The sequence below is a fragment of the Syntrophales bacterium genome (genome assembly GCA_030655775.1).
Lineage (GTDB): Bacteria > Desulfobacterota > Syntrophia > Syntrophales > JADFWA01 > JAUSPI01.
The window spans coordinates 19,255-29,172 of the sequence record JAUSPI010000015.1 but is presented as its reverse complement, the minus strand read 5'-3'; the positions used below and the strand labels follow the sequence as shown (position 1 = coordinate 29,172).

Genomic DNA, 9,918 nt, shown 5'->3' with positions numbered 1-9,918 from the left:
TTGATATTTTCCATTTTCGTACATCGCTCCAATTTAGTTAGACTAATTCGGAATATAGTACGAACTGGTATGACAGTCAAGGAGAAATATCATTGGTTCTTCTCCAATTTAGTTGGAGAAGAGGGTCCAAGGATTCAAGGGTTTGTTTTCTAATAATATCTGCGTTTCCAGTTCGCAAACAGAACCATAAGATATGTAAAGCATCCTGATGTAATCCCTGGTTGTCTTTCTTCCATATCCTTCTGCTATATCTTTCTTCCTTTGGGAATTTTGCTGTTATTCTATATATCTCTAAACAGAGTTTGTATGACTTTTGCCAGACTTTCAACTCTTTGTAATTCTTTAGCATTCCACTCGAACCCTTGAATCCTTGACCCCTTGTACCCTCTGGGAGCACACCTTCTCAATTGGAAATAACCCACTTGTTTTGCCTTAATTAACTACAACTAATTTGGAGATGATCCATACTTTATGGCGAAGGTTAAAACGCATGTAAGGATTAAAATTTGATCCTGATGCCGTTAGGCCAGGTCAGAAAACGGCGTGTCGTAAAATTCCTTGTAAAGATTTATGGATAAGTTGTATAAGATTGGACACAGGAATTCAATGTCAGCCTGTTTTCTTCTGTTAATCCCAGCTTCGAGAACGGGAAGGGAAAGTTAGCTTTCAAGAGGTGGATTATGAAAAAGGACGATTTAAAGGCTTTTACTTCTTTAATCAGTGTAATCTTTATCCTGCTTATAGGTATGACGATGTCCGGCTGCGCCAGCATGATGGGCGAGTCGGGCCATATGGCCAACTCGCTGGACTACGTCCGCCAGCACAAGGGGGAGGGCCTGCGGCGTGCCATGCTGGCCAGCGAAGCGGAACTTATGGATGCTGCTGTGAAGAGCATGAGAGAAGCCGGCTACGCCGTCGTTCGCGAGCCTCATGCGGTCTTGGCCAGGTATCCGAGCACCGATATTTCTTACGCGTTCTATTTCTACCCATCCCAGACGAACAATCAGACCGAGGTCGAAGTCCTCATTGCCAGCCCCTGGTTGACGGCCGAACAGATGCGAGGATTTCAGGAGCAGACATTTTCAAGCACCTTCTTCTTAGCCGTTATAAATATGAAACTTCTGGAAAAAGGATATGATCCTAATGTGAAGGAGAAGGGAGCAATGCTCGCATTAAGTTATGCGGCAATGACGGGTCAACGGAATCTCGCAAAAAAATTAATAAATATAGGTGCAGATTTGGATTTAGCGGTATATGAGCTAAAAGAAACTGCATCGAAGCAATTGCCCTACTTGAGCTCCCCCCCTAATAGAAAAGCATATGATAAGGCTAATTTGGGTATTGAAATGCTAAAAGAATTTAAGCCCAAGCAGGTGGTCCAACAAACTAATGTCTCTCAAAACATAACCAAAGAAGACCTTGCAAACATCGTTAAATCCGTAATTGAAGATGCGAAAAAGTCTCAAAATAAAGACATAAAGACAGCCTCCGCAGTTCAATCAGATATAGACAAACCCTTTTTCAGCAAAGCTTCAAAAATCATGGGTGACAATGATTATGCAATTATCATTGGTATTGAAGCCTATGGCAGTTTGCCGAAATCTGATTATTCATATGATGATGCCAAGCTGGTAAAAGATTACCTCAAGGCTTTGGGTGTAAAAGAGAGAAACATCGAATTGCTGACCGATGAAAAGGCAACTCTATCAGGGATAATGAAATCGATCGAAGCATGGCTGCCGAACAAGCTCAAGAAAGGCGGAAAGGTTTTTGTCTATTATTCCGGTCACGGCGCTCCTAATCCGGTAACAGGCGAGGCGTTCATCGTTCCCTATGATGGCGACCCCAATTATCTTGATGTTACAGGATATCCCATGAAACGGCTGTATGAGAAACTGGGACGGTTGCAGGCATCCGAAGTCATTGTTGTTTTGGACTCCTGTTTTTCCGGGGCGGGTGGAAGGAGCGTCCTTGCCAAAGGAGCGCGGCCATTGGTTATGACATCACAGAGCGCGGTTTTGCCGCAGAACATGGTGGTGCTGTCGGCAACGCAGAGCTCGCAGATAAGCACTTCGTCTCAGGAAAAAGGCTATGGAATCTTTACATACTATTTTCTCAAGGCACTCAAAAACGGCAAGAAATCTGCCGCTGAAATCTATGAATATGTAAAGCCACATGTAGAAGACGATGCAAAATCAATAAATGTCCAGCAATCACCAAGTATCAATCCGAATTTAGATAATTTAAGGGGCAGATTTGCTTTAAGAAAATAAAGCAGAGGGGATTAAAAACGACGCCATGAAAAAACTTTTCGTAATTTTTTGCATACTTATCCTCCCTGTTTGTTCTTTCGCTTCCGAAAAACCTGTATGGGTGAAGGCAACGGGAGAAGCCTATCTCGGGGAAATTGATACGCCAAAAGAGGTGAAAGACAGGGCCAGGAGAGACGCCCAGAAGAACGCACTGGAAAAGGCAGTGGGGGTTTTCATAAAGTCACACACCCTCGTATCAAACAGCCAATTAGCGGAAGATTTGATATATGCCGCCGTGAGGGGACAGATCGAAAAGTCTGAGATACTTCACGAGGGATGGGATACGAAAGAGAGGAGCCTTTACAGGGTAAAGCTTAAGTCTCTTATCAAACCGGTTTATCCCGAAAAAGGAAAAGGGCTCTCCATTAAAGCGTATCTTTCCAAAACAGACCTGAAAGAGGGTGAGGAAGTCAGGATATTTTACGAGGCGAGCAGCGACTGCTATGTTTATATCTTTTCCGTTGCCGCGGACGGTTCGGTAACCCTGCTTCTGCCGAACTCGATTCACAGGGAAAATCTGACGAGGGCAGGGAGAGCTTACGAATTTCCACTATCTGGAAGCGCGATTCACCTGAAAGCCATGTTCCTTCCCGGCTACAAAGGAAAAGTTGCGGAAGAACGGATCAAACTGATCGCCACCAAAGAAAAGGAGGAGATTCTGTCACTCGGGTTTCATGAGGGAATGTTCAAGGTCTATGATTCAAGGTCAACAGGAATGATCAGTGATCTTGTAAAGAGGCTCAACAGGATAGATCCGGATAAGTGGGCAGAGGCAACGGCAGTTTACACTCTTACAAGATAATTTCACAGTGCCTGAATTTTTCAATCCACAGATTTCGCAGATTACTTTAATATATAGGCGTTTCAAAAATTACGTTATTTCCAGTGGCTGCGCGAATGTCAGGTACAAATTCTGGCCGGAATATTTTGTTTTTCAATACAATGCCCCGAAGTTCTTTTCACCTATCTTTCCTTCAAGATATGCCTCCAGTGTCTTTGAACGCGGAGAGGCAAAGGAAAGGGAAGGAAAGCTGTTGAAATCAATTTCGGCAAGCAGGTTTTTTATTTCCCTATTGTAATGCTCCCATCAGTAAACAGATCTTTCACCCCGGCCCTTACCAGGGCCGGATTGAGAAGAAGTTGATATTTTTTTGCCCCTCTTGCGTCAACAAAGGTGTTGTCGAGAGTCAAATCGGTCTTTTTCAAAACTCTTATACTGGTATCCATCAGTATGAAGTGGTAGTTCAGCGTACCAAAGACAAAAGTCCCGGCAATAATGAGTATTAGCAATATCTTTTTCATAAAAACCTCAAATGAAGCTCCCCGCCCACAGGGCGGGGCTTCCCGGCAAGGAATATGTTTGTTTTATATTGCGCCCCTTACCCCGCCTACAAGGCGGGGCTTGCGGGTGCTCTCCCGGTCAAAATCTTATATTTTTGAGTGCTTCCTCCCTTTCTTCATCATCAACAAACGCACCCTGAAGCCTTATCAGATCAGGACTCCCCGGAAATTTAAACAACATATCTCCATTGCCCAGTAGCAGCTCAGCCCCGTTTTCATCCAGGATAATACGAGATTCGATGGAAGATGCTACTCTGAAAGCCAGTCGGGACGGAAAATTTGCCTTGATAAGACCTGTAACAATATCTGCAGAAGGTCTCTGTGTTGCAAGTATCAGGTGAATGCCCACCGCCCTTGATTTCTGTGCCAGGCGGACAACAATTTCTTCAAAACCTTTTCCTGATGACAGAAAAAGATCGGCGAATTCATCGATTTTTCGGAACAATTACACCCGCCCCTTCTTTGAATTTCATACGCTGAGACCATTTAGTGGCTGGTGTCAGGGCTTTCTTTACATCAATACTGAAAAGCTTCCAGAGAAGGTAGAGCCAGAGGAGAATGGAAAACGAAATAATAACCGTACGACCCATGAAGTGTGTAAAATTTGCTACAAGAATCCTTCCAGCCTCACCTCCGAATCCGCCCAAAGGCAGACCAGTGTATGAATCAATAAGGCCTCCAGTAACTATTATTGCAAAAAAGAACAGCAGGGAAAGACCGAATTCCCGTTTTAAGATACCGGTTTCTTTTTTTCCTATCAGGAAAGTGCCAATAGACAGGATCATAATCAAAAGAGCAACAATACTGAGACCTGTGTTTAATAAAATATTCCGGCCAAGAAAACTGCCTGTTGCAAGGATGATTGTAATATACAGGTCAAGACTGTGCCGCCCTGTGAAATTATAATCCTGTTGATATGAAGAAAATAAGATGAGAAAGGATAGTAGTGAGAAAAAAATCAAAGTCCATCCTAAAAACCGGTTCCTTTTATCCTTAGGTGCTACCTGAACGCCAAGTTTTGATTTCCTGCGCCTTCTCAATAAAGTCAATACATACCGCTCCTTCCATTGGGGGGCAATCGCAATAGACTCATCAAATAAGACTGTCAGACCAGTTGAACAACAAAAAGAAGGTAACGCTTTGAATAGGTCTGGAGACTACCACGATGTATTATTATACTCAAAGTCATGGAAAATCTGCAAGAAGATAATCTGGGGCAAGATTGCCGCAAATTCAAGATATCTTCCCTTGACCTTTATTAATATAGCCTATATGAACGGGTGTAGATTTAAACGAGTCCATTCATTAACAGAAGATTGATGCAGCCGTAAAAAGTCTTTTTTGTCACCCTGAATCATGTCCTGAACTTGTTTCAGGATCATTCAGGGTCTCTAACTTACTGAAATAAGTAGATGCTGAAACAAGTGAGATCCTGAAACAAGTTCAGGATGACAAATAGTGCAGTTTATGACTTTTTACGAGTGCGCCAAGATTGATTGATCAACGAAACCCTGTTTTTAAAAGAGATATGACTGGGACTGAAAAGAAAAGGCTGTTGGGAGCTGAAAATGACAGAAAAAATAGATTCTGGTGAAGTGGCTAATTTTAAAGCATTACTGATGACAAATGCGATTCAGCTGGATGCACTTGCTGAATTACTTATCGAGAAGGGAATTATTACAGAAGAAGAATTTTTCGATAGGCTCAAGAAAGTTCAAACTGAATATCAGGAGCATGAAAACCCTGAAAAATAAGGATAGAGATTGAGCTGGACATCGTGCGTCAGGTAAAAAAGAAAAGGATGAGAAAAACCATAGTGAAGCTTCCCGCCCACAGGGCGGGGCTTCCCTGCAAGGAATATGTTTGTTTTATATTGCACCCCTTACCCCGGCTACAAGGCGGGGCTTACGGGATGCGCTTCCGGTCACAGTGGTAATGGTTCTTCTTCCATAGAAGACAGCGGCGGTTTTTGGGCTCGTCACCCGTCATGGGATGACCGTATCGCCAATATTAAAGCCCCCTGATCATTTCCCCATAGTGCCTTCCCCCGCGCGGCATACGCTAAGATTGAACTGAACAGCGAGCGCATTATTCTTCGAATTACTTCGTTCCCCGCTGCTTGCGGTGGGGTTAGCGAGCGAACATAAAAAATATTTTCCTTAACAGCTCATTATGCCACTTTGCGGCATTATAATTGGAAGTAACTTATGTTTTTAACAAATGCGTTATTTCTGGCAGATATTGAGAAATGTTAACTACTTGCAACACATTTGCGAATTTAAGTTACTTGGAAGTCGGAGATTACCCGCAACTTATTGCGGAGAGCTTCAATAATAAAGGAGTCAACAATGAAAACAAAACAAATTCCTGATAATGTTTATGATATTATTATTATAGGTGGTGGGCCTGCAGGTTTCACGGCAGGACAGTATGCTGCAAGGGCTGTCCTAAAGGTTTTATTGATTGGAGGCAGTTCCACATTTAGTCAGGTTACCGTTACCGATCTTGTTGAAAATTATCCGGGCATCCCGGAGCCGATAAATGGTGTTGAGCTCCATAACAGATTCAAAGAACAGGCAACCAAGTTTGGACTGGAGATTACCTCGGAAGACGTGACGTCCATTACGAAAAAACGCCTGGGTAGAATCGATGTTTGGGAAGTAAAGACAAATAGTAATACCCACCATTCGCTTTCTGTCATTATAGCGACAGGTGCATCCTGGAGCAAGCTGGATATTCCAGGAGAGGAAACTTTCATAGGGCGAGGGGTATCATACTGTGCTACATGCGATGGGCCCTTTTACAAAGATAGAGATGTGGTTGTTGTTGGGGGTGGGGATGCGGCAGTTGAGGAAGCCATTTATCTTACTAAATTTGCCAGGAAGGTTACTATAATTCACCGCCGGGACCGTCTACGTGCCGCAGGTATCCTCAGGAAAAGGGCTCTTGCGAATGATAGGATAGATTTTGCCTATAATTCAGTGCCGGAGGAAGTGCTTGGAAATGATTTTGTTACAGGTGTGAGGATAAGAAACGTTAAAAAGCCCGACGATTACAGAATGATAAAGGCAGAAGGCGTGTTTGTGTTCATTGGTCTGGTACCGAGCACGAATATTGTTCGAGACCTTGTGGATATTGATAATAGTGGATATATTATTACAGACAGAGACATGAAAACATCCGAAAGAGGTATATTTGCCTGTGGTGACTGTATAAAAAAGCTTTTCCGGCAGATAGTAACGGCATGTGGTGATGGAGCTACAGCAGCGTTTTCCGCGCAGCTCTATGTGGAAGAATTAAAAGGAGAGACCTATGGAGATTTCAGCTCAGGGTAGATTGTATCCTCTGAAACAGAAAAGGCCATCGCCAACCGCGGAAGAAGCGTGGAAAATAATTGAAAAACATGATAGCATTATCAAGATTACGTTTTCAAACGCCTGACAGGTGTCAGGAAGGAGAAAAATATGCCGATTTATGAGTATGAATGCATTGATTGTCGCAATTCATTTGAGCTAATGCGTTCTATTAGTGAAGATGATAGTGATATAAACTGTCCGGAGTGTGGCGGTAGCGAGGTCAAAAAAGTTTTATCGGTTTTTTCATCCAGCTCCATTCAGGGTTGCTCATCCTGTACATCATCAAATCGCAGTCCTACATGAGGGTAATTTATGCCGGCAGTCTGCCGGAACAAAAATGGAACAATTCATCAATTACTGGAACCACATACCTGAACACATCAACCCTAATATCTTTGAAATTGGGTCATTCCAGCTTCGTTATTACGGCTTGATGTATCTTATCGCTTTTTTTCTTACGTATATCCTTGTCCTGTATAGAATCAGAAGTGAAGATTATGAATATTCGACGGAAACAATACAGGATTGTTTTGTGTGGGGTATTGTAGGGCTCATAATCGGGGCAAGATTAGGGTATGTTCTGTTCTATAATTTTGAATATTACCTGAATCACCCTCTCGAAGTTATATTTCCATTCGATTTTACCGGTGGTTTCCGATATGTAGGAATCAGCGGCATGTCTTATCATGGTGGTGCCATCGGAGTACTGTTGGCTTCGATTATCTTTTGTCGCAGACAGAGAATAAAATTCTGGCGGTTTGCCGATCTTTTTTGTCCTGCAATTCCCATGGGGTACACGTTCGGTAGAATAGGCAATTTTATCAACGGCGAGCTTTATGGTCGAGTAACTACCGTGCCCTGGGGAATGTACTTTCCTTTAGACCCGTACCTCAGTCTCCGGCATCCATCTCAACTTTATGAGGCTTTTTTCGAAGGAATACTTCTCTTCATATTTCTCTGGATTATAAGAAAAAGGAAACATTTTGAAGGATTTCTTTTTTCTTTGTATCTTATCGGTTACGGGCTGGTTCGGTTTTTCATTGAATTTCTGCGGGATCCTGATCCGCAATTGGGATTTGTATTATGGTCTTTTACCATGGGACAGGTACTTTGTATTATTATGATATTGTGCGGAATTGGTGTTATAATGATTAAGAAAAAAGGGGCTCCGTAAGCGAGAATTTTCTGGATTGTCTCGTTCGGATTTATCCTCTTTATATGTGACGGATTTTTTGACCGGGAGTGCACCCGCAAGCCCCGCCCTGTGGGCGGGGAGATTCACTCAGGGAAAAGGATTGGGGACGTCCCTGAGTCACCTTTTTAATAAGTCATTTTTTATCTTTTCATGGATGAGCTGTGCCGCAAGATTGTTTCCAGCCAGGCCAACACGTACAGCCACTGTTGTTAGATTTTTTGCTGCATATTTTACTGATATGTGAATTTTTTCATCACTTAAAGTTGCATTAATCGTTCCCGTAGCTATCTTCTTATCTTTTTCAATATCGTAAGCCTTCATATCGGCTATGGTTTTCTCGCAGGCCTCCCATACCTTATCAAAAGGAAAGGGATAATCTGTCGTTAATATACCGTCTGTATAAATGAATTTTCCTGACCGGACACCTACAACGTTGTCTCCCACTATAAATCCTGCATCACAGCCTGAAATCAGCAATATACTTATCACCAGAATTAAAATCGAATTTACTGTTTTCAATGTTTCTCTCCTTTCAAATTCGCATACTGAAGTATAATGTGATGTGATTTGTATGTCAATGTGATTTAGAAAGACGAACCCAATTGGAGGTAACTCCATTGACTGCACAGAATATATGGGACCGTAACTACTCAGGTATCCAGTAGTCAGGAGTCAGAAGTCAGAAGTCAGAATAAAAGCAGTATGGAACTCTCGCTGACAAATTGCTGATTTCTTCAATTATGAAGCAAATAACAACATCCTGCACGGCAAAATTTGGGGAGCAAACCCTGCACCATTCGATGTTTAAAGCCTTTTGCCGGACGGTTTTATTTTTTCTTCTATCTACTGAATTCTGGCTTCTGACTCCTGGGTAGTTACATGGGATCTTTAAAAAAAGTCTCATTTGATTGGCGTTAGCAAAAATGTTGTTGACAAATGGGTATTAATTTCTATAATAACAGATTCTAATTTCATTCAGGAAAAGGACCGACTATGTATGCAGTTATGAAAACAGGTGGAAAACAGTATAAAGTTTCAGAAGGAGACACTCTTGATATTGAGAAAATTGATGGAGAAAAGGGAAACGAAGTTGTTTTCAAAGAGATATTAATGATCTCCAGGGAGGGTGAAATCAAGGTGGGCACTCCATATGTTATGGGGGCTAAGGTTACCGGCGAGATTGTAGCTCAGACTAAGGGGTCAAAGATAAAAGTATTTAAAATGAAGAGAAGAAAAGGTTATCGCAAAAAGACGGGACACCGTCAGGAATTAACTGGCCTGAAAATAAAGGAAATTTCCATGTAAGCGGAGGACATAATGGCACACAAAAAAGGACAGGGGAGTTCCCGTAATGGAAGAGACAGTAACGCTCAAAGGCGTGGCGTGAAAGTATACGCCGGACAATTAGTCAGTGCTGGATCCATTATAGTCCGTCAAATCGGAACAAAAATACATCCTGGTAATAATGTGGGACTGGGAAAGGATTACACGGTTTTTTCAAAAATCGATGGGACTGTAAAGTTTGAAAGATTTGGTAAAAGCAGAAAAAAAGTGAGCGTTTATGCTGTCCAATAACATAACCCGTCACCCTTCCGCCAAATCTCCTTACATCCGATACTAAATATTCATATTGAGGTTCCCCGCAGCTTGCTGCAGGGAATTTTCGAAACGTGAAAAATGATTTTATTGTATTCGCTCGCTGGCCTCACGATAA

At 42.3% G+C, this 9,918-nt stretch carries 13 protein-coding genes; 9 read left to right on the top strand and 4 right to left on the bottom strand.

Features of this window, described 5'->3' with window-relative positions:
* Positions 1-680 precede the first annotated feature (680 nt).
* Together Q7J27_00700 and Q7J27_00695 are read left to right on the top strand one after the other, a co-directional pair.
* The gene (locus tag Q7J27_00700) at positions 681-2,273 is read left to right on the top strand and encodes a caspase family protein (GenBank protein ID MDO9527660.1); all 1,593 of its coding nucleotides are present in this window, start codon (positions 681-683) and stop codon (positions 2,271-2,273) included.
* Between the two features lie 25 nt (positions 2,274-2,298).
* Positions 2,299-3,114, top strand: a complete 816-nt coding sequence (locus Q7J27_00695; protein ID MDO9527659.1) for a DUF4384 domain-containing protein — start codon at positions 2,299-2,301, stop codon at positions 3,112-3,114.
* Positions 3,115-3,374: 260 nt separating this feature from the next.
* On the opposite strand, the gene Q7J27_00690 is transcribed toward Q7J27_00695, so the two are convergent.
* The 3 genes from Q7J27_00690 to Q7J27_00680 form a co-directional block, all read right to left on the bottom strand.
* The gene (locus Q7J27_00690) at positions 3,375-3,614 is read right to left on the bottom strand and encodes a hypothetical protein (GenBank protein ID MDO9527658.1); all 240 of its coding nucleotides are present in this window, start codon (positions 3,612-3,614) and stop codon (positions 3,375-3,377) included.
* 118 nt (positions 3,615-3,732) lie between these two features.
* The gene (locus Q7J27_00685; protein ID MDO9527657.1) at positions 3,733-4,098 is read right to left on the bottom strand and encodes an FtsK/SpoIIIE domain-containing protein; all 366 of its coding nucleotides are present in this window, start codon (positions 4,096-4,098) and stop codon (positions 3,733-3,735) included.
* On the bottom strand, positions 4,079-4,702 hold the full coding sequence (locus Q7J27_00680) for a hypothetical protein (GenBank protein ID MDO9527656.1): 624 nt from the start codon (positions 4,700-4,702) through the stop codon (positions 4,079-4,081). The genes Q7J27_00685 and Q7J27_00680 overlap by 20 nt, the downstream gene beginning before the upstream one ends.
* Before the next feature lie 519 nt (positions 4,703-5,221).
* Between Q7J27_00680 and Q7J27_00675 the strand changes: the two genes are divergently transcribed.
* From Q7J27_00675 to lgt, 5 genes are all read left to right on the top strand, one after another.
* Positions 5,222-5,407: a hypothetical protein gene (locus Q7J27_00675; protein MDO9527655.1), complete on the top strand. Its 186-nt coding sequence runs from the start codon at positions 5,222-5,224 to the stop codon at positions 5,405-5,407.
* 105 nt (positions 5,408-5,512) lie between these two features.
* Positions 5,513-5,677, top strand: a complete 165-nt coding sequence (locus tag Q7J27_00670) for a hypothetical protein (protein ID MDO9527654.1) — start codon at positions 5,513-5,515, stop codon at positions 5,675-5,677.
* Between the two features lie 324 nt (positions 5,678-6,001).
* Entirely contained in the window at positions 6,002-6,988 is a 987-nt protein-coding gene (gene trxB / locus Q7J27_00665; protein ID MDO9527653.1) for a thioredoxin-disulfide reductase, read from the top strand.
* Entirely contained in the window at positions 6,966-7,094 is a 129-nt protein-coding gene (locus Q7J27_00660; GenBank protein ID MDO9527652.1) for a hypothetical protein, read from the top strand. The genes trxB and Q7J27_00660 overlap by 23 nt, the downstream gene beginning before the upstream one ends.
* Before the next feature lie 252 nt (positions 7,095-7,346).
* Positions 7,347-8,183 carry a prolipoprotein diacylglyceryl transferase gene (gene lgt / locus Q7J27_00655; GenBank protein ID MDO9527651.1) on the top strand — a complete coding sequence of 279 codons (837 nt, stop codon included), beginning with the start codon at positions 7,347-7,349 and terminating at the stop codon, positions 8,181-8,183.
* A gap of 138 nt (positions 8,184-8,321) precedes the next feature.
* Here the strand turns inward: lgt and Q7J27_00650 are convergent, their stop codons facing one another.
* Positions 8,322-8,723 carry a DUF3568 family protein gene (locus Q7J27_00650; GenBank protein ID MDO9527650.1) on the bottom strand — a complete coding sequence of 134 codons (402 nt, stop codon included), beginning with the start codon at positions 8,721-8,723 and terminating at the stop codon, positions 8,322-8,324.
* A 474-nt stretch (positions 8,724-9,197) separates the two neighbouring features.
* Between Q7J27_00650 and rplU the strand changes: the two genes are divergently transcribed.
* Both rplU and rpmA read left to right on the top strand, forming a co-directional pair.
* Positions 9,198-9,509 carry a 50S ribosomal protein L21 gene (gene rplU, locus Q7J27_00645; GenBank protein MDO9527649.1) on the top strand — a complete coding sequence of 104 codons (312 nt, stop codon included), beginning with the start codon at positions 9,198-9,200 and terminating at the stop codon, positions 9,507-9,509.
* A gap of 12 nt (positions 9,510-9,521) precedes the next feature.
* Entirely contained in the window at positions 9,522-9,779 is a 258-nt protein-coding gene (rpmA, locus tag Q7J27_00640; GenBank protein ID MDO9527648.1) for a 50S ribosomal protein L27, read from the top strand.
* Positions 9,780-9,918 lie beyond the last annotated feature (139 nt).

Bases quoted from the DNA above. Each gene is read 5' to 3' on its own strand.
- Q7J27_00700 (MDO9527660.1), top strand. From the start codon at position 681: ATGAAAAAGGACGATTTAAAGGCTTTTACTTCTTTAATCAGTGTAATC.
- Q7J27_00695 (MDO9527659.1), top strand. From the start codon at position 2,299: ATGAAAAAACTTTTCGTAATTTTTTGCATACTTATCCTCCCTGTTTGT.
- Q7J27_00690 (MDO9527658.1), bottom strand. From the start codon at position 3,614: ATGAAAAAGATATTGCTAATACTCATTATTGCCGGGACTTTTGTCTTT.
- Q7J27_00675 (MDO9527655.1), top strand. From the start codon at position 5,222: ATGACAGAAAAAATAGATTCTGGTGAAGTGGCTAATTTTAAAGCATTA.
- Q7J27_00670 (MDO9527654.1), top strand. From the start codon at position 5,513: ATGTTTGTTTTATATTGCACCCCTTACCCCGGCTACAAGGCGGGGCTT.
- trxB (MDO9527653.1), top strand. From the start codon at position 6,002: ATGAAAACAAAACAAATTCCTGATAATGTTTATGATATTATTATTATA.
- Q7J27_00660 (MDO9527652.1), top strand. From the start codon at position 6,966: ATGGAGATTTCAGCTCAGGGTAGATTGTATCCTCTGAAACAGAAAAGG.
- lgt (MDO9527651.1), top strand. From the start codon at position 7,347: ATGGAACAATTCATCAATTACTGGAACCACATACCTGAACACATCAAC.
- rplU (MDO9527649.1), top strand. From the start codon at position 9,198: ATGTATGCAGTTATGAAAACAGGTGGAAAACAGTATAAAGTTTCAGAA.
- rpmA (MDO9527648.1), top strand. From the start codon at position 9,522: ATGGCACACAAAAAAGGACAGGGGAGTTCCCGTAATGGAAGAGACAGT.